The sequence below is a fragment of the Jatrophihabitans sp. GAS493 genome (assembly GCF_900230215.1).
Lineage (GTDB): Bacteria > Actinomycetota > Actinomycetes > Mycobacteriales > Jatrophihabitantaceae > MT45.
On record NZ_LT907982.1, the window covers coordinates 2,260,882 to 2,285,534 of the forward strand.

Annotated in this window: 26 protein-coding genes and 1 tRNA gene; 15 read left to right on the top strand and 12 right to left on the bottom strand. The window is 67.0% G+C overall.

The window, feature by feature from the left end:
- Positions 1-20: 20 nt before the first annotated feature.
- Positions 21-1,274, top strand: a complete 1,254-nt coding sequence (locus CPH63_RS10545; RefSeq protein ID WP_157749451.1) for a mannosyltransferase family protein — start codon at positions 21-23, stop codon at positions 1,272-1,274.
- Between the two features lie 161 nt (positions 1,275-1,435).
- Here CPH63_RS10545 and CPH63_RS10550 read toward each other — a convergent pair.
- From CPH63_RS10550 to CPH63_RS10560, 3 genes are all read right to left on the bottom strand, one after another.
- Positions 1,436-1,511: transfer RNA gene (locus CPH63_RS10550), tRNA-His, on the bottom strand.
- A 31-nt stretch (positions 1,512-1,542) separates the two neighbouring features.
- Complete coding sequence (orn, locus tag CPH63_RS10555; RefSeq protein WP_096302932.1) at positions 1,543-2,160, bottom strand: oligoribonuclease; 618 nt, start codon at positions 2,158-2,160, stop codon at positions 1,543-1,545.
- 16 nt (positions 2,161-2,176) lie between these two features.
- On the bottom strand, positions 2,177-3,493 hold the full coding sequence (locus tag CPH63_RS10560; RefSeq protein WP_096302933.1) for a cytochrome P450: 1,317 nt from the start codon (positions 3,491-3,493) through the stop codon (positions 2,177-2,179).
- 128 nt (positions 3,494-3,621) lie between these two features.
- On the opposite strand from CPH63_RS10560, the gene CPH63_RS10565 reads away from it, so the two are divergent.
- A complete protein-coding gene (locus CPH63_RS10565) occupies positions 3,622-4,224 on the top strand; it encodes a TetR/AcrR family transcriptional regulator (RefSeq protein WP_096305065.1) in 603 nt (200 codons plus the stop codon).
- A 51-nt stretch (positions 4,225-4,275) separates the two neighbouring features.
- On the opposite strand, the gene CPH63_RS10570 is transcribed toward CPH63_RS10565, so the two are convergent.
- The gene (locus CPH63_RS10570) at positions 4,276-4,896 is read right to left on the bottom strand and encodes a TetR family transcriptional regulator (protein WP_096302934.1); all 621 of its coding nucleotides are present in this window, start codon (positions 4,894-4,896) and stop codon (positions 4,276-4,278) included.
- A 301-nt stretch (positions 4,897-5,197) separates the two neighbouring features.
- Between CPH63_RS10570 and CPH63_RS10575 the strand changes: the two genes are divergently transcribed.
- From CPH63_RS10575 to CPH63_RS10590, 4 genes are all read left to right on the top strand, one after another.
- Positions 5,198-6,322, top strand: coding sequence for a ferredoxin reductase (locus CPH63_RS10575; protein ID WP_241895866.1), 1,125 nt, complete (start codon positions 5,198-5,200; stop codon positions 6,320-6,322).
- A gap of 10 nt (positions 6,323-6,332) precedes the next feature.
- Entirely contained in the window at positions 6,333-7,451 is a 1,119-nt protein-coding gene (locus CPH63_RS10580; RefSeq protein ID WP_096302935.1) for an acyl-CoA desaturase, read from the top strand.
- On the top strand, positions 7,452-7,643 hold the full coding sequence (locus CPH63_RS10585) for a hypothetical protein (protein ID WP_096302936.1): 192 nt from the start codon (positions 7,452-7,454) through the stop codon (positions 7,641-7,643).
- 353 nt (positions 7,644-7,996) lie between these two features.
- Positions 7,997-8,287: a hypothetical protein gene (locus CPH63_RS10590; RefSeq protein WP_096302937.1), complete on the top strand. Its 291-nt coding sequence runs from the start codon at positions 7,997-7,999 to the stop codon at positions 8,285-8,287.
- 34 nt (positions 8,288-8,321) lie between these two features.
- Here the strand turns inward: CPH63_RS10590 and CPH63_RS10595 are convergent, their stop codons facing one another.
- On the bottom strand, positions 8,322-8,849 hold the full coding sequence (locus CPH63_RS10595; protein ID WP_096305067.1) for a VOC family protein: 528 nt from the start codon (positions 8,847-8,849) through the stop codon (positions 8,322-8,324).
- A gap of 140 nt (positions 8,850-8,989) precedes the next feature.
- On the opposite strand from CPH63_RS10595, the gene CPH63_RS10600 reads away from it, so the two are divergent.
- Both CPH63_RS10600 and CPH63_RS10605 read left to right on the top strand, forming a co-directional pair.
- The gene (locus tag CPH63_RS10600) at positions 8,990-9,727 is read left to right on the top strand and encodes a beta-phosphoglucomutase family hydrolase (RefSeq protein WP_096302938.1); all 738 of its coding nucleotides are present in this window, start codon (positions 8,990-8,992) and stop codon (positions 9,725-9,727) included.
- Entirely contained in the window at positions 9,724-12,096 is a 2,373-nt protein-coding gene (locus CPH63_RS10605; RefSeq protein WP_096302939.1) for a glycoside hydrolase family 65 protein, read from the top strand. Before CPH63_RS10600 ends, CPH63_RS10605 begins: the two co-directional genes overlap by 4 nt.
- 43 nt (positions 12,097-12,139) lie before the next feature.
- Here the strand turns inward: CPH63_RS10605 and CPH63_RS10610 are convergent, their stop codons facing one another.
- Both CPH63_RS10610 and CPH63_RS10615 read right to left on the bottom strand, forming a co-directional pair.
- Positions 12,140-13,540, bottom strand: a complete 1,401-nt coding sequence (locus CPH63_RS10610; protein WP_096302940.1) for a cell wall metabolism sensor histidine kinase WalK — start codon at positions 13,538-13,540, stop codon at positions 12,140-12,142.
- Entirely contained in the window at positions 13,540-14,238 is a 699-nt protein-coding gene (locus CPH63_RS10615; protein ID WP_096302941.1) for a response regulator transcription factor, read from the bottom strand. The genes CPH63_RS10610 and CPH63_RS10615 overlap by 1 nt, the downstream gene beginning before the upstream one ends.
- Before the next feature lie 157 nt (positions 14,239-14,395).
- On the opposite strand from CPH63_RS10615, the gene CPH63_RS10620 reads away from it, so the two are divergent.
- Both CPH63_RS10620 and CPH63_RS10625 read left to right on the top strand, forming a co-directional pair.
- Positions 14,396-15,289 (top strand): undecaprenyl-diphosphate phosphatase, encoded by an 894-nt coding sequence (locus CPH63_RS10620; RefSeq protein ID WP_096302942.1) that lies wholly within the window; start codon positions 14,396-14,398, stop codon positions 15,287-15,289.
- Entirely contained in the window at positions 15,286-15,909 is a 624-nt protein-coding gene (locus tag CPH63_RS10625) for a DedA family protein (protein WP_096302943.1), read from the top strand. Before CPH63_RS10620 ends, CPH63_RS10625 begins: the two co-directional genes overlap by 4 nt.
- Before the next feature lie 53 nt (positions 15,910-15,962).
- Here CPH63_RS10625 and CPH63_RS10630 read toward each other — a convergent pair whose 3' ends face one another.
- Genes CPH63_RS10630 through CPH63_RS10650 form a run of 5 tightly spaced genes read right to left on the bottom strand, consistent with a single transcriptional unit; the run spans position 15,963 to position 20,845 of the window.
- A complete protein-coding gene (locus tag CPH63_RS10630) occupies positions 15,963-18,200 on the bottom strand; it encodes an FtsX-like permease family protein (protein ID WP_096302944.1) in 2,238 nt (745 codons plus the stop codon).
- Complete coding sequence (locus tag CPH63_RS10635; protein WP_096302945.1) at positions 18,197-18,883, bottom strand: ABC transporter ATP-binding protein; 687 nt, start codon at positions 18,881-18,883, stop codon at positions 18,197-18,199. Before CPH63_RS10635 ends, CPH63_RS10630 begins: the two co-directional genes overlap by 4 nt.
- A complete protein-coding gene (locus tag CPH63_RS10640) occupies positions 18,880-19,404 on the bottom strand; it encodes a PadR family transcriptional regulator (RefSeq protein ID WP_096302946.1) in 525 nt (174 codons plus the stop codon). The genes CPH63_RS10635 and CPH63_RS10640 overlap by 4 nt, the downstream gene beginning before the upstream one ends.
- Before the next feature lie 47 nt (positions 19,405-19,451).
- Entirely contained in the window at positions 19,452-20,042 is a 591-nt protein-coding gene (locus CPH63_RS10645) for a TetR/AcrR family transcriptional regulator (RefSeq protein ID WP_096305068.1), read from the bottom strand.
- 11 nt (positions 20,043-20,053) lie between these two features.
- Positions 20,054-20,845 (bottom strand): enoyl-CoA hydratase/isomerase family protein, encoded by a 792-nt coding sequence (locus CPH63_RS10650; protein WP_096302947.1) that lies wholly within the window; start codon positions 20,843-20,845, stop codon positions 20,054-20,056.
- 58 nt (positions 20,846-20,903) lie between these two features.
- Here CPH63_RS10650 and paaA point away from each other — a divergent pair, with 58 nt between their 5' ends.
- The 5 genes from paaA to CPH63_RS10675 are packed head-to-tail and all read left to right on the top strand — an operon-like array spanning position 20,904 to position 24,651.
- On the top strand, positions 20,904-21,890 hold the full coding sequence (paaA, locus tag CPH63_RS10655) for a 1,2-phenylacetyl-CoA epoxidase subunit PaaA (RefSeq protein ID WP_096302948.1): 987 nt from the start codon (positions 20,904-20,906) through the stop codon (positions 21,888-21,890).
- Complete coding sequence (paaB, locus tag CPH63_RS10660) at positions 21,887-22,180, top strand: 1,2-phenylacetyl-CoA epoxidase subunit PaaB (RefSeq protein WP_096302949.1); 294 nt, start codon at positions 21,887-21,889, stop codon at positions 22,178-22,180. Before paaA ends, paaB begins: the two co-directional genes overlap by 4 nt.
- A 13-nt stretch (positions 22,181-22,193) precedes the next feature.
- Positions 22,194-23,078, top strand: a complete 885-nt coding sequence (paaC, locus tag CPH63_RS10665; RefSeq protein ID WP_096302950.1) for a 1,2-phenylacetyl-CoA epoxidase subunit PaaC — start codon at positions 22,194-22,196, stop codon at positions 23,076-23,078.
- On the top strand, positions 23,072-23,599 hold the full coding sequence (paaD, locus tag CPH63_RS10670; RefSeq protein ID WP_096302951.1) for a 1,2-phenylacetyl-CoA epoxidase subunit PaaD: 528 nt from the start codon (positions 23,072-23,074) through the stop codon (positions 23,597-23,599). The genes paaC and paaD overlap by 7 nt, the downstream gene beginning before the upstream one ends.
- Positions 23,600-23,601: 2 nt before the next feature.
- On the top strand, positions 23,602-24,651 hold the full coding sequence (locus CPH63_RS10675) for a 2Fe-2S iron-sulfur cluster-binding protein (protein ID WP_096302952.1): 1,050 nt from the start codon (positions 23,602-23,604) through the stop codon (positions 24,649-24,651).
- Positions 24,652-24,653 lie beyond the last annotated feature (2 nt).

Here is a 24,653-nt window from a genome sequence, read left to right on the forward strand (position 1 = left end):
CGGCGACGTTCGGGGGGACGATGCGAAGGCGACGGTGGGGTGACGCGGGCGACGGCTCGGTGAGCGTGGCGACTCTCCGCCGCGACGTCAACGCCGGAGGCGTCCTTGCTGACGGCGAAGTCGACACGTCGTGGAGCCAGGCGATCCGAGTCGGCATCGGCCTGTGGTTCGTCAGCTGGTGCGCCTACCTCCTCTTCGCGACCGTCGTCACCGCGATCGCGCCATCGCCCCGGCTCGATCGAGGCCCTACCTATGGCTGGATATTTCGTGTCTTCGCGCACTGGGACTCGGGCCACTTCTGGCGGGTCGCGGCGCATGGCTACCTCAGCCGCGGTCGGCACGACGTCAACGTTGCGTTCTTCCCGGGGTATCCCCTCGCGGGCCGCTACCTTGCGACTCTGCTCGGCCTCGGCCACACGACGCTCGGCGACTACCAGATAGCTCTCGCACTGATCGCTTGGAGCGGGGCGGCTGTGGCGTCGGTGCTCCTCTACAAACTCGCCGCCGAGAGTCTCGGGGCGCGAGTGGCCACGGTGAGTGTGATCGTGCTGCTGGCCGGGCCGTATTCGCATTTCCTGATGGCCTCGTACTCCGAGGCACCATTCCTCGCGTTCGCGCTCGCCGCGTGGTTGGCTGCACGTCACCAAGCCTGGATCTGGGCCGGCATCTGGTGCGCGCTTGCTACGTTCATGCGAGTGAACGGGATTTTCCTGCTCGCCGGAATCGTCGTCATGTACGTGCTTGCCGCACGGGCCAGTCAAGAACCGTTGGTGCAGCGCAGAGCAGCCGGACTTCTGCTGCCCCTCGGTGCGCTACTCATCTACTTCGGTTGGATCCGAGCCGCCACCGGCAGCTGGGGCGGCTGGTTCATTGCGCAGCGCAAGGGCTGGGATCGTTACACGACCTGGCCCTGGAGGACCCTTCACAAGACGCTTGAGAACCTGCAGCTCGCCACCAGTCGGGTCGGCGATTACCAGACGACCATGGAGCTGCTCTTCGCCGGCCTCCTGATCGCCGCGCTGGTGTTGTTTGCCCGCCGGGGACGCTGGCCGGAGTTCACCTACGTCGGATTGACCGCGCTCTCGCTGATGACGAGCTCGTTCTACCAGTCCGTGCCGCGCTCGACGGTGTTGGCCTTTCCGATCGTCATCATGATCGCCCGTTGGCTCGTCACCAGCCGGCACAGGGTGCTCGTCTGGGGAGTCTGCGCGACCTCCACGCTGCTGCTCGTGATCAACACGGCAACCTTCGTCCGCGGCTACTGGGCAGGCTGACCCCTCGACGGTCAGGACAAGGCGACGGCCGGGACAAGGCGACGGCCGGGACAAAGCGACGGTCAGGACAAAGCGACGGTCAGGACAAGGCGACGGTCAGGACAAACGGCCCGGCAACGCAGAAGGCCGGCGCCCGCGAGGGCACCGGCCTACCTACACAGTGGGGTGAGTGACGGGACTCGAACCCGCGACATCCGCGACCACAACGCGGCGCTCTACCAGCTGAGCTACACCCACCATGGCGCAGCGACTGCTCGCTGCGCGCAGGTTAGTCTACCTGCCCGCCGGCACTGGTCAGAACCGCATTGGCTGCGGCCTGGGCCTCGTCGCTGCTCGGCCCCGGCTGGGGCACGAAGACGGTCGATCGGTAGTACTGGAGCTCCTGGATGCTCTCCAGGATGTCAGCCAGGGCCCGGTGGGCCAGGCCCTTCGCCGGCTGAGCGAAGTAGACCCGCGGATACCAGCGCTTCGCCAGCTCCTTCACCGAGGAGACATCGATCATCCGATAGTGCAGGTGCTCGTCTAGCTCCGGCATGTCCCGGGCCAGGAAGCCTCGGTCGGTGGCGATCGAGTTCCCGCAGAGCGGCGCGCTCTTGGCCTCCGGAATGTGCTGCTTGATGTAGGCCAGCACCTGCTGCTCGGCGTCGGCCATCGTCACCGTGCTGGCTCGCACCTCATCGGTGAGGCCGGAGCTGGCGTGCATGTCGTGGACGAACGGCACCATGTTGTCCAGCACCGCGTCGGGGGCGTTGATGATGATGTCCAGCCCCTCGTCGAGCACGTTCAACTCGGCGTCGGTGACGACGACGGCGATTTCAATAAGAGCATCGTGGCTCAACTCGAGACCGGTCATCTCGCAGTCGATCCACACCAAGCGATCATTCATCCTGGTGACATTACGGCTACCGACGCTTGAGCACGATTCGTGAGCCCCTCGACGGGGCGAGTGTGATGTTTCGGCTGGCCGCCGGCTCCGGCCGCTGCCGCTCGGCGACGACGTCGAAGCGCCCCAGTACCTCCTGCAACACCGCCGCCGCCTCGACCAGCGAGAAGCCGGCTCCGATGCAGCGACGCACGCCACCACCGAACGGAATCCACGTGTTGGCGGCCGGCTGCGAATCGATGAAGCGGGTCGGATCGAACTCTTCGGGGTGAGGGAAGTTCGCCGGGTCGGACTGCACGACCCCCACGCCCGGCATCACCGACACCCCGGCCGCAAGCAGGTGACCTCCGATCTCGACCGGCTGCTTCAGCTTCCGCACCACCTCGTAGATCACCGGATGCAGCCGCATCGCCTCCTTGGCCACCGCCTCCAGATAATGTGTGTCGCCCTCATCCGCGGCCTGCTGAGCGCGTCGTTGAACCGCGTCGTTACGGGCCAGATCGTGTAACGCCCAGGCCAGCGCCGTCGCGGTCGTCTCATGCCCGGCCAGCAGCAGCGTGATCAGGTTGTCTCGTAGCTCGGCATCGGTGAGCGACTCCTGCGGCGAGACCGACAGCAGAGTGGAGAGCACATCCGTTCGCCGGCCGAGATCGGTCGCGAGCCGGCGCTCGGCGATCTCGGCGTAGATCAGCTCGTCCAGGCGTGAACGCAGCTGCGCGAACCGGCGCCACGGCCACACCCTCCGCAGTGGCTTGTAGTACCAACCGATCATGGTGACGATGTTGAGATCGACGACGCCGGCAACCACCGGACGCAACTCGGCCAGACGCTGCTCGTCGGTCACCCCGAAGACGACTTGGAGGATGATCTCCAGAGTCAGGCGCTGCGTGTACTTCTGTACCGCGAACGCGCTCCCGACCGGCCAGGTCGCCACCTGCGCCCGGGTGATCTCGGCGATCATGTTGCCGTAGCCGCGTAGCGCGGCGCCGTTGAAGGCCGGCATCAGCAACTGCCGTACTCGCATGTGCTCGCCACCGTCCAGCAGCAGCACCGAGCGGTTTCCCATGATCGGCTCCAGCACGGCGTTCCCCTCGCCGGCGTGGAAGACATCCGGCGAGCCGGTGAAGACGCGCTTGATGTCCTCCGGGCGGGTCAGCTGCACGATGGTGCGATTGTGGGGCGCCATCCGGATCGTGAAGATGTCGCCATATCGGCGCCGAAGCAGGGGTATGTACCGGTGTCGGTACTTGCCGAAGAGGAACGACTGAAGCAGCACCGGCAGCGGCGGACCGTTCGGTAGCGATGGTTCGCCGACCGTGACCTCGCCTGCCGTCATCTTCTCTCCTCCATCGACGCCCGGGTGGGGCCTGACTACATATACACGCACGTATAACTGTGGGGTCAAGTTGGCCGACGCTGAAGCAGCGAGAACACCGGCGCCCTCGCTCACGTAATGTGCACGACGTGGGTCATCGAGAACAGTTGCTGGCCGCAGCCCGCCAACTGCTGCAGGACAAAGGCTATGCGCACATCACGGCTCGGGACCTCGTTGCTGCCTCCGACACCAACCTCGCCTCGATCGGGTATCACTTCGGATCGAAGGCCGAGCTGCTCAATGAAGCGATCAGCGGAATTCTCACCGCGTGGATCGACGACCTGGCCTCAACCGTCCTGGCTGATCCGGATGTCCCGCCCCTGCAGCGCATTGTGCTCACCTGGCAGGCGCAACTCGATCACCTGCCGGAGAAGCGGGCTCTCTTCCTCTCCTTCGTGGAGGCGTTGGCCCAGGCCGGACGCTCCTCCCAGCTGCGGGCCCAGTTTGCCGAGCACTACCGTCGCTGCCGAATCCGAGTCGCTGAACTGATCGTGCAGTCGGTGGCCGGTGAGGCGGCGGAGGAGATGCCGGCCGACGATCCGCGGCAGCTGGCGGTCGCTAGTTTCGTGCTGGCCGTCTGCAACGGTCTCGCACTGCAGTGGCTGCTCGACCCGGACGGTGTGCCGACGCCGGAGGATCTGATGCAAGGCCTGCTGCCGCTGCTGACCGCCTCGCTGGGCGTGACGAACTAGCGCTCGATCGACAGGACGCAGAACGAGCCCGCAGAAGCTGAGCTGCAGGGGCTAGCTCGGCTGGGCTCGCCAGCCGATCATGCCGATCACGATGAGGCGCAGCTGCTTCTCGGCCCGGCGGATCACCGGGGCCTCGCGGGCCACGTCAATCTCCAGCAATTCTTGGACGATGGTGAGCATCGCGCTCACCATCAAGTCGGCGGCGATATCCAATTCAGCAACGATCGGAGCGTTCTTCCACACCGGCATGCTGGCCAGGTCGGTGCTCAGTTCACTGGTGAAGAGGCGGAGTTCGGCTGAGATGGCACGACGCACGTCGGTGACCCCGCCGTTGCGCTCGCGCAGCAGGAACCGAAAGTGGTCTTCGTTGGCCCGCACCTGACGCTGCAGGATCGCCACCGACCCGACCACCGGGTCGCGGGTGGGGTTACGTCGGGCATCGCGCAGCATCTGACGCAGGCTGCGCATGGCCTGATCGACCAGCGTGACGCCGAGGTCCTCCATCGAGTCGAAGTGCCGGTAGAAGGCGGTGGGAACCACGCCCGCGCTCCGGCTGACCTCGCGGAGGCTGAGGCTGGAGAGGCTGCGATCGTGCAGTTGCTCGAGTGCCGCGTCAAGGAGTGCCTGGTGGGTGCGCTGTTTGCGCTCAGCGCGGGTTACTGCCTCGGTCACGTCCCGAGAGTACGCGTGTTCACTTATTTGGTCGAGTTCTAATTGCGCTATACCTGCCCGATTCAATGCATTTTATGGGCATTTTCTGCCCGGAACTCCATGCTTCGATGAATTAATGCGGTACCGACGGTTGACAATACTTATCGCAAGGTGTGAACTCTTGAGTGTACAGACGTACACCGAACGGCCGGCCTCTCTGGGACGGCCGATCGGCTGGGGGTTTGAAACGATGACCGAGGGCCAGATGACCGAGGGCCACAGGCCGCAGAAGCTGCGCCGCACTCACAGGGGGAACGACGACGTGACCACCACCGCGCCCCGCGTTGGATCTTCGCGAGCGACGCCGAAGACAACGGTGTTCTCACGGGGGCTCGCCCTGCTCGACGCCCTGGCGACACCGCACGGCATCGACCGCTACCTCGAACTGGTCAATCCGATGCTCGCGGTGCGCGAACTGCGCGCCGAGATCACCAAGGTCGAGCGCACGACCAGCGACACGGTAACCCTGCAGTTGCGCCCGACTCGGGTGTGGAAGGGGTTCGTCGCCGGACAGTTCGTCGCATTGACCGTGCTCATCGACGGCGTGCGTCGCACCCGCTGCTACTCGCCGGCCAACTCCCAGCACCACACCGACGGGCGCATCGAACTGACGATCAAGGCCGATCCGAGCGGCATCGTCTCGCCGTGGCTGGTGGAGAATGCCCGACCGGGCATGATCGTCGGACTCTCGCAGGCCGACGGATCGTTCGTCCTTCCCGACGAGCGGCCGCAGAAGTTGCTCTTCATCAGTGGCGGTAGCGGCATCACGCCGGTGCTGTCGATGCTGCGCACGCTCATCGACGAGGGCTACACCGGCGACGTCACCTTCGTGCACTACGCCTACACGCGCGAAGATGTTCCCGGCCTGCAGTACCTGCAGCATCTGGTCGACGGCTGGGACAACGTTCACCTCGTCCTCGGCTTCACCGATGTCGAGGGGGGTGATCTCTCCGGATTCTTCGGGTCGCATCACCTCGAGGCGGTGGCTCCGTGGCATGCCGAGGCGGCCACCTACCTCTGCGGACCGGCCGGACTGATGAAGTCGGTCCGCGAGCATTACGCCTCAGTGGGGCTGCTGGAGAACCTGCACGTCGAGGAGTTCACCCCGGCGATCACGGTCATTCCCGGCGAGGCGGTCGGCGAGATCACCTTCGAAAAGAGCAATATCAGCGCCGCCAACACCGGCGAGACGCTGCTCGAACAAGCCGAGAAGGCAGGGCTGCACCCGGAGTACGGGTGCCGGATGGGGATCTGCTTCTCCTGCACCCAGATCAAGAAGTCGGGCTGCGTTCGGAACGTGATCTCGGGTGACACATCCGATGATCCGGACGAACAGATCCAACTCTGCATCTCCGTGCCACTCGGCGACATTTCGCTAGAGATTTAAAGGAGGAATCATGAGTGTTGCAGCTGGAATACTGACGCGGGAACAGACCGATGAGCTGGGGCGGGAGCTCGACGCGATTCGGGCCGAGCTGGTCGCGAAGCTCGGTCAGGAGGACCGCGACTACATCTACAAGATCATCAAGGCTCAGCGGGCGCTTGAGGTCGCCGGCCGCGGGTCGATGTTCCTCGGCTTCCTGCCGCCGTTCTGGTTGGCCGGGGTGGCCGCGTTGTCGATGTCGAAGATTCTCGACAACATGGAGATCGGTCATAACGTCATGCACGGGCAGTACGACTGGATGCGTGACCCGGCGGTGAACTCGAAGATGTTCGAGTGGGACAACGTCTGCCCGTCGGAGCAGTGGCGCCACTCGCACAACTACATGCACCACACCTTCACCAACATCCGCGGCAAGGACCGCGACATCGGCTACGGCGTGCTGCGCATGGACGAGAACCAGAAGTGGCGCCCCTACTACCTCGGCAACCCGATCTACGCCTTCCTGCTGATGATGGCCTTCGAGTGGGGCGTGATGGCTCACGATCTGGAGGTCGAGAAGCTCTGGACCGGCCGGAAGAAGTGGTCGGACACCGTGGGCCTGCGGCGCCAGATGTGGGAGAAGGGTGTCAAGCAGGTCCTGAAGGACTACGTGCTCTTCCCGGCGCTGAGTGGCCCGCTCTTCCTGCCTACGTTGGCCGGCAATGCGGTGGCCAACGTCGTTCGCAACGTCTGGTCGTTCGGAATCATCTTCTGCGGTCACTTCCCGACCGGAGTGCCAACCTTTCCGCAGGAGCTGACCGAGGACGAGACCCGCGGTGAGTGGTACGTCCGGCAGATGACCGGTTCGGCCAACATCACCGGTGGGTCGCTCTTCCATATCCTCACCGGAAATCTCTCCTTCCAGATCGAGCATCACCTCTTCCCGGACATCCCGGCCCGCCGCTACGCCGAGGTGGCGCCGCAGATCCAAGAGATCTGCGAGCGCTACGGCCTCTCGTACACCAGTGGGCGGCTGTCCAAGCAGCTCGGTCAGGTGGCGATGAAGATCTGCAAGCTGGCCCTTCCGGGTCGCGGGTCGGCCACGAGCCCGACGATCACCGCGAAGCGGCCTGAGCTCACCGTGGCGGCCTAGATGGTCAGCGGGGTCGAGGCGGGGAAGGACACCGTTCAGGAGTTGGCTGAGTCGGCGGCGACGCACATCGGCACGATCGCGACCATCGTCACCGGCGCTGTGCGGGATGTGACTCGCGAGATCGGGACCTGGCTGACCGACCTGTTCGAGATGCGTGAGGCGGCCAAGCGGGCCACTCGCGACTACTCGTAGTACCGCTGCAAAAACGGGGCCGAGTAGTCGGCCCCCACAGATCGTCGCCGCTCGTCTCACTAGCGCACGGGGCCCAGTGAGGTGAGCGACGTCAACAGGGTGCGTTGGCGGTCCACTGGATTCGGGCCGCCAACGCACTTCTTTCTGTCCGTAGGCGCATCGTCGTATCTTTTCGACGCCCGGCCCGCTCTACGTAGCTAGAGCCGCGATCGGCGCTTTTACCTTGGACATTCGAATGGTTGTTGAGTGGCTCTTTCGAATTGCGAAGCACCCAGGAGTGACGTAGCTTACGTCTACTTCACACTCCGCGGAGGCTGGATTCACCGACGAAACGCAAGGGACAGGGAAGTCCAATGATCGATCTCAGTGGTTTTACTGCACCGTTTCATCGCTCGTCACTGCTGCAGCGGGCCGCCGCGGCAACCAGGGTCATCATCCTCACCGAGATCAATCTGGTGAATGCGTTTCGCGTCGCGCAGTTACCGCCGGCCAGAGTCGACGCCACCGTCTACCGGGATCTGGCTGACCTGTTCGAAGCGATCGAAGACGACGAGGACGCAAGCGTCGACCGCGACTGCGACGGTCTGCGCCGACTGGCCGACTCGCTGGATCAGCGACCGCGCCGCCTGCGAAACTCGCACTGAGCAGAGCTGACCTTGACCCACCCTGGAACGGTCGTCAGACGCTGACGGCCGGTCTCGAGACGCCGATTCCGCCCTGGGCGTCCCGGCCGAAACGTTCTATCTCACGGGTCAGGTCCAAGGCGCCGATACGCGAGGAGCGGCTGCGATCCTCCTCGGTGATCAGCGCGGCCGGAATGAGCCAGACGACCTCGAACTCCAACCCGTTCGGATCCTTCGCGTAGAGCGACTTCGTGGTTCCGTGATCGGATGCGCCGACGAGCGCGCCGGCATCGGCCAACCGCCCGGTCAGCGCCTCCAGATCGCCGAGGGTGTCGACCTCCCAGGCCAGGTGATAAAGCCCGACGGTCGAGCGGCCGGCCCCCGACGGTGCAGCCTGCGAACCGATCTCGAAGAGCCCGAGATCATGATCATTGGTCGAACCGGGGGCTCGCAGAAAGGCCGCTCCCCGCATTGAAGCCCCGCCCGGGATGTAGTCGAAGCCGAGGACGTCGCGGTAGAAGGCCACGCTGCGGGCCACATCGTTGACGTAGAGCACCGCGTGATTGAGACGGAAAATCGGCATCGAAGTCTCCTCGCGCTCGATTGCCTTCACCATAGCAATCACGGTGAGCGTTCAACCTTCTTTCGCTGCGCGCTGGGTGACGTCCTCAGCTGGAACGGGTACTAAGGAGAGGCAAGCAGACCCCAATCAAGGAGTGCAGCATGCTCGGACTTCCCGACCAGGTGACCGCCTGTCTCTTCGACCTCGACGGCGTCCTGACTCAGACGGCGAAGGTCCACGCTGCCGCCTGGAAGGCCACCTTCGATGCCTTCCTGCGCGAGCGCGACGGCGACTCCTACCGTCCATTCGACCAGGTCGCCGACTATGACGAGTACGTCGACGGGAAGCCACGTGAGGATGGTGTGCGCGACTTTCTCGCCTCGCGGGGGATCACCCTTCCCGACGGCACCCCGGACGATCGGCCGACGGACCAGACCGTCTACGGTCTCGGCAATCGTAAGAACGACGATCTGCAGCAACGAATCGAGCGGGACGGCGTCGAGGTGTATGACGGGTCGGTGCGCTATCTGAAGGCGGCTCGGGAGGCCGGGCTCCGCTGCGTCGTCGTCTCCTCCAGCGCCAACACCGCGCAGGTGCTGAAGGTGACCGGTCTACAGCAGTATGTCGAGGGGAGGGTCGATGGGGTGACGCTGCAACGCGAGCACCTCAAGGGCAAACCGGCGCCGGATTCGTTCCTGGCCGGTGCCCGGCTGGTGGCTACGCCGGCCGCACAGGCGGTCGTCTTCGAGGATGCCCTGGCCGGAGTGGCGGCCGGGCGAGCCGGGGGATTCGGCTTCGTCGTCGGAGTGGATCGGGTCGGGCAGGCAGCGGCGCTGAAGGAGCACGGCGCCGATGTCGTCGTCGCTGACCTGGCCGACCTGCTGACGGAACAGCGATGATCATCCAGCCGCAGTTTCCGGTCGAGCCCTGGGTGGTGCGCGAGACGAGCGTGAACCTCGACCACCTGGCCCAGGCCGAGTCGATCTTCGCGCTGGCCAACGGGCACATCGGAGTGCGGGGCAACTTCGACGAGGGGGAGCCGTACGGCCTTCCGGGGAGCTACCTGAGCTCCTTCTACGAGCAGCAGCCGCTGCCCTACGCCGAAGCCGGCTATGGATACCCCGAATCCGGGCAGAGCATCGTCAATATAACCAACGGGAAACTCATCCGACTGGTGGTCGACGACGAAGCCTTCGACCTGCGTTACGGCACCATCCTGTCTCATGAGCGCCTCCTCGACCTGCGCACCGGACTGCTGCAGCGTGACGTCCACTGGCGATCACCGGCCGGGAAGGAGGTCCGCGTCCGCTCGACCCGGCTGGTCTCCTTCACTCGTCGGTCGATCATGGCTATCAACTACCAGGTCGAGGCGCTGGACTCAGCGGTGCGCATCGTGCTGCAGTCGGAATTGGTGGCCAATGAGGAGATGCCGACGCGGTCGGCCGACCCCCGCGTCGCGGCGGTGCTTGAGAATCCGCTCGAGGCCCAGGAGCACAGCAGTGACGGCAGCCGGTTCCGGTTGCTGCACAACACCAGGCGCAGCCAACTGCGGATCGCGGCCGGAATGGATCACCTGGTCGGTGAGGTGCAGGATCCGGTGCTGCGGATGAACGTCGAACCGGATTGGGCCCGGATGACGATCGGCGCGCACCTCGAACCGGGCCAGCGCCTGCAGTTGACCAAGTTCGTGGCCTACAGCTGGTCAAGTCAACGGTCGGTGCCGGCCCTTCGCGATCAGGTCGATGCGGCGCTGGCCTCGGCGATGGCGACCGGCTGGAGAGCGCTGGCCGATGAGCAGCGGGCCTACCTCGATGACTTCTGGGCCGGCGCCGATGTGGAGGTCGAGGGTGCGCCGGAGCTTCAGCAGGCGGTCCGCTTCGGGCTCTGGCATGTCCTGCAGGCGGCGGCCCGCTCGGAGCTGCGGGCGGTGGCGGCCAAGGGGCTCACCGGCACCGGATACGACGGGCATGCCTTCTGGGACACCGAGATGTTCGTCCTCCCCGTCCTGACCGCCACCGCTCCACAGGCCTCAGCCGACGCGCTGCGCTGGCGGCACTCCACCCTCGACCTGGCCCGCGACCGAGCCAAGACCCTGAGTTTCCAGGGGGCGGCCTTCCCATGGCGCACGATCGCCGGACAGGAGTGCTCGGCCTACTGGCCGGCCGGTACGGCGGCCTTCCACATCAATGCGGCGGTCGCGGTGGCCGCCGCCCGGCATCTGCGGTGGAGTGGTGATCTGGATTTCGGTCGCGGCTGCGCGTTGGAGGTCGCCGTCGAGACGGCGCGCCTCTGGATGTCGCTCGGCTTCTACGGGATGGACGGTCGCTTCCACCTGGACGGCGTCACCGGCCCGGACGAGTACAGTGCCGTGGCCGACGACAACGTCTATACGAATCTCATGGCGGCCCGCAACCTCCGCTTCGCCGCCGACGTCGCGCGGCGCTGGCCGACCGAGGCCGAGGCGCTCGGCGTGACGGTCGACGAGGTGCAGAGCTGGCGCAGTGCCGACGAGGCGATGGCGGTGCCCTACAACGAGCAACTGCAGGTGCATGAGCAGTCCCGGGACTTCACGGCGCACGCAGTGCTTGACTTCCAGCGGGCCGCCGCGACCGGAAGCTACCCGCTCCTCCTGCACTGGCCGTACTTCGACCTCTACCGCAAGCAAGTGGTGAAGCAGGCCGACTTGGTGCTCGCTCTGCACTGGTGTGGTGACTCCTTCACCGCCGAGGAGAAGGCTCGCGACTTCGCCTACTACGAGGCCTTAACAGTGCGGGATTCGTCGCTCTCGGCCTGCACCCAGTCGATCGTTGCGGCTGAGGTCGGACAGTTGGAGCTGGCCTACGACTACTTGATGGAGGCGGCGCTGACCGACCTCGACGACCTGGAGCACAACACGTCCGACGGGATGCACATCGCCTCGCTGGCCGGCACCTGGCTGGGGATCGTCTGCGGGTTCGGCGGGCTACGAGACCACTCCGATCAGCTTGCCTTCGCGCCGCGGCTGCCCGACGGGCTGACCAGACTGGCGTTTCGACTGCGCTGGCGCGGCAGCGTCCTGCGCGTCACCGTCACCCCTGATGCGGCCACCTACGAGGCCGACCAGAAGCCGGATGAGGAGATCGCGCTGCGCCACCACGGACAATCCTTCACCCTCACCTCAACGAGCAGCGTGACGCTACCCATCGACGCGATGCCGCGGCCCGGCCCGCGGCCGACCCAGCCCGCCGGTCGGGCACCGGTGCGGCGCGAGGCAGGGGAGTCTGAGTAGCGCGTTCGGCGCACGGGCTGCTGGGCCGCCCGGGCCGTGCTGCTCACGCGTCGGTCACCGGCCAGTGCAGCGTCACCTGCGCGCCTGGTCCGGGATTGCGATTCGCCGCCTCGGCGTCGCCGCCGTGACTGCGCATGATGTTGCGCACGATGGCCAGGCCGAGCCCCGATCCGCCTTGCTCGGAGTCGTCGACGCCGCCGCGGGTGCGGGCGACGTCGCCCCGGCGGAACCGTTCGAAGACCACCGGAATCAGCTCCGGTGGGAAGCCCGGTCCCTCGTCGAGAACCGCGATCCGGACCTCGTCGCCGGCCCGAGCGGCGCGCACGATGACCCGGCTTCCAGCCGGTGCGTAGCGCAACGCGTTGCTGATCAGATTCTCGACCGCCCGGCGGATGCGATCGGGGTCGGCGGTCACCGCCAGGGCGGCCGGTGCATCGAGTTCGATCTCGACACTGCGCTTGAGGGCCAAGGCATCGAAGAGCGCCGTCGCGTCGGCGAGGGTCTCCACCAGATCGAAGCGGGTCAACCGTAGGTTTGCGGAGTCCTCGTCGCGGGCCAGCACCAGCAGATCCTCGGCCAACCGGATCAGTCGCTCGGTCTCCTCGGCCGCCACCTCGACCGTCGCCAGCAGCTCCTCGTTGCTGCGCCCGGGCCGCTGAGCCAGTTCGAGTTCGCCGCGTAGCACCGTCAGCGGGGTCCGTAACTCATGCCCCGCGTCGGCGACGAAGGCCCGCTCCCGCTCCAGTGCGTCGTGCAGCCGGGCCAGCAGCGCGTTCATGGTCGTGGCCAGTCGCCCGATCTCGTCGCGGGTCTCAGGGACGGTAAGGCCACCGCCGGCATCGTTGGCCTGCAATTCTGCGGCCTGCCGCCGCATCCGTTCGACGGGAGCGAGGGCGCTACCAGCCAGGAACCAGGACCCCGGGGCGGCGATGAGCAGGACGATGAACCCGAGCAGGAGCAACTGTTTGCCGGCCCGTTCGACGGCCTCATCGACGATGTCGCGACTGAGCCCGACCGCGACCACTGTGCCGCCGCTCCCCACCGGCGCGGCGAGGACACGAACCTCCTGATGGTGACCCCCGTGCGTGGAGTTCACCAGCACGTCGAAGAAGCGGGCCCCACTCTTGGCCTCGGCCAGTTGTTGCGCCGAGAGTAGGGAGTGCTGGAGCTCGTCGACACTCTGCAGCACCGCCCCATCGCTGCCGAGCACCTGTCCGTAGGTGTTGTCGCCCAGCGTTATCCGACCCGAAGTGAGGTCGGAGCGGACCGTTCCGTCGCTGTTCACTTCGGCCGCGAGTTCGTCCGAACGGCTGCGCAACGAGTTGTCCAGGCTGTTCTGCAGCCCCGAATGCAGCGTGGTGAGAAAGATCAGCCCGGCTCCGCCGAGGAGTATCACTGTGGCCAGGGTCGAGGCGAGGGCGATCTTGAGCCGGATCGGCAGCATCAGCCCGCGGCCGGCTTGCTGGGGCGGGGTTCGGCGCTGAGCCGGTAACCTGCCCCGCGGACGGTCTCCAGTTGCTCGACGTTGAAGGGGCGGTCGATCTTGCGCCGCAAGTAGGCGACGTACTGGTCGACGACGTTGCTGCCACCGTCGTAGGCGAAGTCCCAGACATGGTCGAGGATGCGGGTACGTGAGAGCACCTGACCGGGGTGGCGGAGGAAGAGTTCCAGCAACGAGAACTCACGGGGCGAGAGTTCCAGGAGGACATCTCCGCGCCACGCCTCCCGGGCGGCTGGATCGAGGGCGAGATTGCCCGCCGTGAGCACCGTCGGCCGGGGGGTGGTGCCGCGGCGCATCAGTGCCCGCAGCCGGGCCGACAATTCACTGAAGCTAAACGGTTTTGCCAGATAGTCGTCAGCCCCGCTGTCGAGGCCGCGCACCCGGTCGGCGACCTCGGTGCGCGCGGTCAGCAGCAGCACCGGCGCCCAGCGGTTGGCCGAGCGCAGCGCCCGGCAGACCTCGAAGCCGTCGGCACCCGGGAGCATCAGATCGAGTACGACGGCGTCGTACTCGTGCTCGGTCGCCCGCCAGATCGCTTCGCTGCCGTCGCCGACCACGTCAACGGTGTAGCCGTCCTCGGTGAGTCCGCGCCGCAGCATGCTCGCCATCCGCACATCGTCTTCGGCCACCAGAATCCTCACAGCCCGGACAGTACAAACTCAATGATGTGAGCAACATGTGACCGCGATTTGGCTCTCACTCACCCCGTTTGTACATCGTGCTCACATCGTCGACCGCCCAGGATCGTCCACGACGGCGCCGACGCGACGTCTCCCGGTCGGAAGGACGTCCCCTGCTGTGCACGCGCAATTGAGTTGGCTCGAGGCCAGCGTCATCGGTCTGGTCCAGGGAGTCACCGAACTCTTTCCGGTGAGCAGCCTCGGCCACAGTGTCTTGATCCCGGCGATCATCGGCGGGTCGTGGGCCAAGGACCTGGACGTCAGCAGCCCGGAGTCGCCCTATCTGGCGTTCATCGTCGGCCTGCATGTGGCCACCGCGATCGCGCTGGTCATCTACTTCTGGCGGGACTGGCTGAGCATCGTGCGCGGCCTCGGCTCCTCGATCCGGCATCGGCGCATCGAGCACGACAACGAGCGGTTGGGCTGGCTGCTCGTCATCTCGACGATCCCGGTCGGCCTCGTCGGACTGCTGCTGGAGCACACCCTGCGCACCGTGTTGGCCAAGCCCTCGCCGACCGCCGTCTTCCTCATGATCAATGGGCTGATCCTCTTCGCCGCCGAGCGCTGGAAGCGGCGCGCGGCCAACCGCGATCTCGCGGTCGAGAATCTCCCGGACAGTGAGGATGAGGTGATCAGCCGCCTCCCGATTCGGGACGCCCTCCTGGTCGGTACCTCGCAGTGTCTGGCCCTCGCGCCAGGCATCAGTCGCTCGGGTGTGGCGATGGCGACCGGACTGCGCCGCGGTCTCTCCCACGAGTCGGCGGCCCGCTTCTCGTTCCTGCTGGCCACGCCGGTCATCCTGGCCGCCGGCGTGCTGAAGATCCCGGATCTGCTGGGCCCGCTGGGCGACGGCATCCGACCGCAGGTATTGGTCGGCAGCCTCATGTCCGGTATCGGCGCCTACCTCAGCGTGCGCTACCTGAGCCGTTACTTCGAAGATCGCTCGCTGCGCCCCTTCGCCTGGTACTGCCTCATCGCCGGCGCCGTCTCGTTGGTGCTGGTGAACCGGTGAACATCCTCAACCCGACGCACCTGATCTCCTCCTACGGCACGCTGGGGCTGGCCTTCATCATCTTCGCCGAGACCGGACTGCTGATCGGTTTCTTCCTGCCCGGTGACTCGCTCCTCTTTCTGGCCGGTGCCTACAGCGCAGCCTCGGTGACGGCCCCGATCCACCTGAACCTGGGGCTCACCCTGGTGGCGGTCATCGTCGCCGCTATCGCCGGCGGAGAGGTCGGCTACTTCATCGGCCGCCGACTTGGCCCCGAGCTCTTCAAGCGCCGCGATTCCCGCTTCTTCAAGCAGCAGAATGTCACCCGCTCCCGCGAGTTTCTGGACGAGTACGGCCCGGGGAAGGCGCTGCTCATCGCGCGTTTCGTGCCTATCGTGCGGACACTGATGAACCCGGTGGCGGGCGTGCTGCGGGTGCCGCTGCGCAGCTTCACCGTCTTCAACGTCGTCGGCGGGGTGCTCTGGGCCGGCGGGGTGACGCTGCTCGGATACTTCCTGGGATCGGCGATAAACATTGACAAATACATCCTCCCGGTGACGGCCGGGGTCATCCTGATCAGCCTGATCCCACTCGGGCTGGAGTACCGCAGGCAGCGCAGCCGAGCCGACGGACCAGCCTGACGTTCGCGCCGTTCGCCGCATCCTGAGGACCCGCAATCGTTCGCTATCCGTGGCTATTCGTTGCGGGACGCTTCCGGGCCGGTGATCCGCTCCAGGAGAGGGAAGGTGCAGGCGACGATCACCAGCGAGGCGACCAATCCGCTGAGCACGATCAGGTAGTAGCCCATTCCCGGGGCTCGCAGTGATTCGGTCAGTTGGGCTTTCAGGAAGAGCCCCGACGCCAGAAAGCCGACACCGATCGACACAGTCGCGAGCGCGATCATCGGCACCGCGCTCTCCAGGGCGACGACCCGGCGCAGCATGCCGAGCGGGGCCCCGGTCAGCCGCAGGAGGCTGAACGGACGCCTGCGATCACTTAGGCCGGTCGCGACGCTCACGGCGAGGGCGCAGCCGGCGATCGGGAGGCTGGTCAGGATGACCACATCGGCCAGTTGCTGGTACTGCTTGTTCAGCTTGGTATTGGGATTCTGCGCATTCAATTCACCGATCGTCGCGGCCACCGCGAGCGAAGGGTGCGCCTGCTCCAGCAGGGTTCGGGCGCCCTCGATCGCGTCGGTTGACCCGTCGGTCACCACAGCGGTCAGCTCGACCGGCAGTCGCTCCAGTTGGGCCGCAGGCACCGACGATGCCGGCCAGACGGTGCTGGCCTGGGTCGAGTCGCGGCCTCCGAAGTAGGCCTCGACGGTGGCCACCGACGCCCCGTCCGCGCAGTGCCCCAGTGCCGGGGCCTCGGCCAGCGCCGCGCAGGAGGCTACGCCGGGTGGGAACGCGCGCGGGTCATCGCTGGGCATCTGATGCACCACACTCACCGCTTGCACCCCGGGGATCGCCTTCAGGCGCTGGATCAGCGTGGCCGGAATGGCCGGGATCGCCGTCGAACGCGAGCCGTCCTGCGAGTGATACTGCTCGACCAGCGTTGCGCTCTGCTGCACCGTGGTGTGGCCGCCGGCGCCGTAGGCGTTGATGGTCGTGATCATCGTGACGGCGACGCTGGTGACGAAGAGGGCGAGCACCAGCCCGGCTACTGCACGGAAGCCGGCCTGCGGATTGTCGGCCAGCCGGCGAGCGGCGATCAGGGCAGCCGGTCGGCCGGTGCGGTCGGCGACCAGGCGTGCCCCGAGCATCGTGAACCAGGGCCCCGCGATCACTAGCCCGACCATGATCAGCAGGAAGCCGGTAAGGAAGGCCTGGATCTGGCCGGGCGTGGTCGCCGGACGCCCGACCGCCACGAAGTAGCTGAGCTCGGCCACGCCGAGCAGCAGCGGAATGATCCGGTAGGCGCTGGGTGGGCGTGGGGTGGCCCGACGGGTGACTCCGAGCGGGGAGATGCTGACCCGGCGCAGGGCCAACCGCGCGGCGACGGCCGCGGCGATCGGTACACCCACCGCGACGGCCAGCACGTCCAGACGATTCAGCGAGATATCGCTGAGATAGAAGCGGGTCCCGGTGAACGGGACAGCGGCCAGCGGATGACGCAGTCCGGCGAAGAGGAGGAAGCCCCCCGCGACGCCGAACACCGCGGCGGCGGTCGATTCGACGGCGGCGATGACCGATATCTGACGGGGGGTAGCGCCTACGAGTCGCATCGCGGCGAAGCGCTGTTCCCGGCGTGCGGCCGAGAGGCGGGTCGCGGTGGCGATGAAGACCAGGACCGGGCAGAGGATCGCGGCCGCCGTGATCGAGAGAATGAGGTCGATGCCGCGCGCGTCGATGCCGATGAAGTAGCAGTCACCGTTGCAACTGCTCGGAACGGTGGTGCCGATGGCGGTGACTTCAGTGGCGCCGGGCAGCTGGGAGAGCTCCTCGGGTGTGTGCCCGACGATAGCGATCAGTGAACTCGGGGCCGGGAGCGCGGCGGGCCCGATGATGCCGATCTGGCGCCCCGGGTAGCGAGTGGCCAGCGGACCGTGCGGGTCATCGTGCAGCAGCTTCGCCAGTGCCGGTGAGGCATAGAACTCGCCGGGACCTGGGAGCGCGTCAACGCCGGGCGGCACCGGCGACGTCGCCCCGGTGGTCGCCACGTCCACCCGACCGAGGATCTCGCCCTGGTAGAGGTCGCCGGTGAGGTACCACCAGGCCGGGTCGACGTGCGGGCTGGTCGGTGTTTCGGCCGCGGCGGTCCCGGTCTCGAGCCAGCTGAAGCGGGCGTTCTGTGAGTTGACGGCATTGATACCGGCCAGCGTGATGAGCAGCATGCCCACCCCGAGTGCAACCGCCGCAGCCGAGATCACCAGACGTACGACCGCCTCCCGGCCGCCGTTGAGGGTCAGCCGTAGGCCCAGTCTGATCATGACCGAGCCGAGGAGATGGCGGTGACCTTGCCGTCGCGCACAATGACCTCCCGGTCGGCGTAGGCGGCGACGCGGGGCTCATGCGTGACCAGTACGACGGAGGTGCCGTTCGCCCGGGCCGACGTGGTCAGTAGTTCCATCACGTTCTCGCCGGTGAGCGAATCGAGCGACCCGGTGGGCTCGTCGGCGAAGAGGAGCACCGGGCGCGCGACCAGTCCGCGGGCCAGAGCGACCCGCTGTGCCTGCCCGCCGGAGAGTTCGCCCGAGCGGCGCCCCTGCAACCCATCGAGGTCGAGGAGGCCGAACCAGGACTGAGCCTCCCGCAATGCTGAGCTGCGCGGCTCGCCTCGCAGTAGCAGCGGGAGGGCCACGTTCTCCTCGGCCGTCAGCTCCGGCACGAGTTGCCCGAACTGGAAGACGAAGCCGAATTGATCGCGCCGCAGCGCACTGCGCTCGTTCTCCCGGAGCGAGTCGATGCGCCGGCCGCCGAAGCGCACCTCGCCCGAATCGGGCACCAGGATCCCGGCCAGGCAGTGCAGCAGGGTCGACTTCCCGGAGCCGCTCGGCCCCATCACGGCGAGGATCTCGCCGGCTGAGACGCAGATGCTGGCCGATCGCAGCGCCGGGGTGGCGCCGAAGGAGAGGCAGACGTCGACCGCTTCGACCAGCGGATCGTCACTCATGAGCGGACGTGTTCGGCCAGGGCGTCCAGGCGCGCCGCGGTGAGGTCGATCCAGCGCAGATCGGCCTCGAGATGGAAGAGCCCGTGATCGGCCAGCAGGGCGTCGACCATGCTTCCGGAGCGCTTCACCTCGGTCAGCTCCCGCATTCTCTGCAGGTGCGCGCCCCGCTGGGTGTCCAGGTACTCGTCGGCTGAGCGTCCGAGCATCAGTGCAAGGACCACCTTCGCGAAGAGGATCGTCTGCAGATGCGGCTCGGCCGCGACGGGTTCCCGAAGCCAGGCTTCGACCTCGGTCGCCCCCTCCTCAGTGATGACGTAGCGCTTGCGGTCAGGCCCTGAGCCGGCCTCGGCTTCGCCGACCACCACCTTGCCGTCGCGAGCCAGGCGGGCCAGGGTGGCGTACACCTGGCCGAAGGGCACCGGTCGGTCGCGACCGAAGTAGCGGTCGTAGTCGCGTTTGAGGTCGTACCCGTGGCTGGGTTCACGTTCGAGGAGGCCGAGAAGAGTGAGTGGGACGGTCATGACCGGTGACTATACTCTCGGCGTATACCCTGCGATAGTAATTCGACTCAGGTGCGGAGTCCTCGGAAGATCGCGGTTCCGACCGCCTCGCTCAACGCGGCCGCGTCCTGACCGCGGGAGGGTTTCAGCCATTCGGTGAGCGAGTTGACCGTGCCGAAGATCAGGCGCGCGGTGAGCGCCGGGTCGAGATCGCCCCGAAGGTCGCCCTCCTCGATGGCCTGCGCGACGAGTGCGGCGGCCAGATTGTCCAGTCGTCGGCGCCGGGCCAGGGCGCGACGTTCGACATCGCTGTTACCCCGCACTCGAAGCAGCAGCGTCACGTAGGGCAGTTGCTCGACCAGCATCCGCACGCTGGAGCGAACCAGTGCCTCCAGGCGCTGCACCGCCGCTCCGTCGAGTAGTGCGACCTCGGCGGCCACCTGTTCCAGGCCAGTGAGGGCCCGGTCCAGGGCCAGTCCCAGCAGGGCGTCCTTGCTCTGGATGTGGTGATAGATGGCGGACTTGGTGATCCTCAGGCGTTTGGCGAGATCGTCGATGCTGGTGCCGTCAAAGCCGCGCTCGTTGAAGACCTCGACCGAGGCGGCCAGGACGGTCTCCAGATCATGGCCAGGACGTCCTCGACGGGGCGCCGTGCCCACCTGCGGGCCGGTCACCGGCCGGTGAAGGTCGGGCGTTGCTTGGCCAGGAAGGATTCGACCGCGCCCCGATGGTCTTCGGTGCTACCAAGGCGGATCTGGTCGGTGCGCTCGCGGTGCAGCACCTCGGGCAGTGGCGCGCCCCAGCCCGAGGCGAGGGCGGCCTTGGCCGCTGCGTAGGCCTGGGTCGGCCCGTGGGCCAGTCGCGTGGCGAGGGCGTCCACTGCGGTGTCCCACTCTTCGGCTGCCACCACTTCGCCGACGAGCCCCCAGGCCAGGGCCTGCTCGGCGGTGAAGGAGTCGCCCCGGATGATGAGTTCGCTGGCCCGGGCGTACCCGACGGCGCGGGCCAGGGTGGCCGAGAGTCCGGAGTCGAAACTCAGCCCGATTCCGGTGAAGGCGGTGGCGAAGACGGCCCCGGCCCGGGCTATGCGCAGATCGCAGGCCAGGGCAAACGAGAGGCCGGCTCCGACGCAGGTTCCGTTGATCGCGGCCAGCACCGGCTTTGGCATCGAGGTGATCGCGGAGACGATCGGCTCGTAGTGTGCGGCCAGCGTGTCGAAGGTCGTCCTGGGATCGCCGGCCAACGCCGCGGCGTGCTCCTTCAGATCCTGTCCGACGCAGAATGCCCTGCCTTCGCCGGTGAGAACGACGACCCGGATGTTCGGATCGGCGCCCACCGTGGTGAGCCTCTCCAGCAGCCAGGACTTGCCCGCAGTGTCCAGCGAAGCGCGCGGCAGCACGACCCTGGCGATGTGATCCCCGGCTTGCCGGACCGCCTGTGACTTTGACGTCTGATCGACCATGAGTGCATACTAACTTACCGAACGATCGGTCAGTAATAGCCACTCTGGAGGTGTTCCGATGGGCAGCGCCGACACCGCGACCGGCACCAGCACCGGGCTGGAGCAGGACTTCGAGCAGACCATCGCGCGACAGCATCGCATCGAGCCCCGGGACTGGATGCCCGACGGGTATCGCCGCACCATGATTCGCCAGATCGCCCAGCACGCCCACTCGGAGATCATCGGGATGCAGCCGGAGGGGCAGTGGATCACGCGCGCACCTTCGCTGCGGCGAAAGGCGATTCTGCTGGCCAAGGTGCAGGACGAGGCCGGCCACGGGATGTACCTGTATTCGGCGGCCGAGACCCTCGGGGTCGATCGCGCCGAACTCACCCAGAAGCTCATCGATCAGCGGCAGCGGTACTCCTCCATCTTCAACTACCCGGCGCTGAGTTTCGCCGACGTCGGGGTCATCGGCTGGCTGGTCGACGGGGCGGCCATCTGCAACCAGGTGCCGCTCTGCCGCTCCTCCTACGGTCCGTACGCGCGGGCGATGATCCGTATCTGCAAGGAGGAGTCGTTTCATCAGCGGCAGGGCTACGAGCTGCTGCTGACGATGATGCGGGGTAGCGACGCGCAGCGGGCGATGGTGCAGGAAGCCGTGGATCGCTACTGGTGGCCGGCGCTGATGATGTTCGGCCCCCCCGATCATGCCTCGCCCAACAGCGCGCAGTCGATGAGCTGGGGCATCAAACGGCACAGCAACGACGAACTGCGGCAGCGCTTCGTCGACATGTCCGTGCCGCAGGCGGCGATGCTCGGGGTCAGCCTCCCGGACCCGACGCTGCGCTGGAACGACGATAGCCAGCACCACGACTTCGCCAGCCCCGACTGGGAAGAGTTCGCCGCCGTTCTCAACGGGGACGGTCCATGCAACGCCCACCGCCTGGCCCGCCGGCGGGCCGCCCATGAGGAGGGGGCCTGGGTGCGGGAGGCCGCCCTGGCCTACACCGCGAAGCAGAACGCCGCGAAACGCAGCCCCGCCGAGAGCGAGGCCGGACCATGACGCCGGTGCAGGCCGAGTGGCCGCTCTACGAGGTGTTTCTGCGTGGAAAACGCGGGCTGAACCACGTGCACGTCGGGTCGCTGCACGCGGCCGACGCGACGATGGCGCTGCACAGTGCCCGCGACCTCTACACCCGCCGCAACGAGGGCGTCAGCATCTGGGTGGTCCCGGCAGCGGCGATCACCGCCTCCAGCCCGGAGGAGAAGGACCCATTCTTCGCACCCTCCGGGGACAAGGTCTACCGGCATCCGACCTTCTACGAGATCCCGGACGAAGTCCCGCACATATGAGGAGGCGAACCCGATGAGTGGTGACGAGTTCGACGCCTACCTGGCGCTGGAGGAGGTGACCGATGACCAACGATGGGCCTTCGGAACCGGATTCAGTGATCCACTGCAGGGCGTCGACACCACGCTGCCCGCCGGCATCGATGGGTCGGCCCTCGGCGCGTACTGCGTGATGCTGGGCGACGACGCGCTCATCTACTCCCATCGCCTGCAGCAGTGGCTGACTCGGGCACCGGAACTTGAAGAGGAGACGGCGCTGGCCAACATCGCGCTGGACCTGCTGGGTGAGGCCCGAATGCTCTTCGCCCGGGCCGGCAGCGTCGATGGCAGCGCGCGCGACGAGGACGATTTCGCCTACCTCCGGGAGGAGCGGGACTTCCGCAACGTGCGGCTGGTCGAGCGGGCCGATGACGACTTCGCCGAGCTGGTGGCCCGACTGCTCATCTTCTCGACCTGGCGCCTGGCGCTGCTCGATGCGCTGCGCGGCTCGGCTGATCCGGTGCTGGCGGCGATCGCCGGCATGGCCGTGAAGGAGGTGACCTACCACCGCGACTACGCGGCTCGCTGGGTGGTACGCCTCGGCGACGGAACAGCCCTGTCGAAGCGGCGGATGCAGCAGGGGCTGGCGATCGTCTGGCCACTGGTCGAGGAACTCTTCACCACTCATCCGGTCGAAGCGGCGCTGGCCGGGGTGGCGGTGGCGTCGGCCGACGCGCGCGAAGAGTTCGACACCGTGATCGACACCGTGCTCGCCACCGCCGGGCTGACCCGACCGGAGGCCGCGCCGCTGGCGACGGTGGGTGGTCGGGGGGGACGGGACGGCCTGCACAGCGAGGCGCTCGCCCCGGTGCTGGCTGAGCTGCAGAGCGTCGCCCGGGCCCACCCGGGGGCGACATGGTGATCCGCACGTTGGACCGCGAATCGGCCTGGGAGGTCGCCGCCGGGGTGCCCGACCCGGAGCTGCCGATGGTCACCCTGGCTGACCTCGGCATCCTGCGCAGCGTCGAGTGCACCACCCTGGCGGAGGGTGGGTATCGCGCCACCGTGACGATCACCCCTACTTATTCAGGTTGTCCGGCGATGCGTGAGATCAGCGTCGACCTGCACCGGCGCCTCAGCGAGGCGGGATTCGCCGCGGTCGTCGTGCGCACCAGCCTCGCGCCGCCCTGGAGCAGCGACTGGATCTCCCCGGCCGGACGGGAGAAACTCGCGGCGGTGGGGGTAGCGCCGCCGAATCCGTCCGTGCCGAGAGGGGGCGCGGCCGTCCCGCTCACGCTGACGACACGACCCCGCAGTGTCGGGTGTCCGCACTGCGGTTCGACCCAGACGCGCGAGACGGCGCCCTTCGGGGCCACGGCCTGCCGAGCGCTCTATCGCTGCCTGAGCTGCGACGAGCCGTTCGAGTACGTCAAGGAGATCTAGGCATGTCGCGCACCGAGTTCCACCGGCTACGGGTCGCGGCGGTCGTCCCACTCACCGACGATTCCACCGCCGTCACGCTGGAGGTTCCGCCCGAGCTGGAGCAGACCTTCGCCTTCGCCGCCGGCCAGACGGTGACGGTTCGGGTGGGGGAGCAGCGGCGTTCCTACTCGATCTGCGCGCCCCGCGGTGCGCCTCTGCGGATCGGTGTGCGCGAAGTGCCCGGGGGCGCGGTCTCGACGTTGCTGGTGCGCGGCACCGATATCGGCGACTACCTCGAGATGCAGGCCCCAGCCGGCTCGTTCACGCCGGATCTGGCCGCCGGGGGCCACCACGTGCTCATCGCGGCCGGGTCCGGGATCACCCCGATGATCTCGATCGCCCAGTCGATCCTCGAGTCAGCTGCCGATTCGTCGGTGACGCTGCTCTACGGCAACCGAAGCAGCCAGAGCGTGATGTTCGCCGACGAGCTGGCCGACATCAAGGACAGCTATCCATCGCGTGTGTGCCTGGTGCATGTGCTCTCCCGCGAGCCCCAGGAGGTCGAACTCTTCAACGGTCGATTGGATGCCGCGAAGCTGCGGGTGTTGCTGCCGGTGACCGTCGATCCGACGAGCGTCGACCATTGGTGGCTCTGCGGGCCGCTCGGGATGACCATGGATGCCATCGCGGTGCTGGCCGAGCTGAACGTGCCCGCGGAGCGAATCCATCGTGAATTGTTCTACGTTGAGGCTGATCCGCCGCCCCTCCTGCGGCACGTGGACGGGCCGGTCGGCCCGGGCGCGGCGGTGACGCTGCTGCTGGACGGGCGCAGCACGACGGTGACCGTGCCACCTGACACTGCCATCCTTGACGCCGCCCAGCGCGTTCGTCCGGACCTGCCCTTCGCCTGTCGCGGCGGGGTATGTGGCACCTGCCGCGCGCTGGTGACCGAAGGGGAGGTACGGATGCGCCGGAACTTCGCGCTGGAGCAGGGTGAACTCGACGCCGGCTATGTGCTGACCTGTCAATCATTGCCGACCACCGAAACGGTTTCGATAACGTTCGACAGCTGATT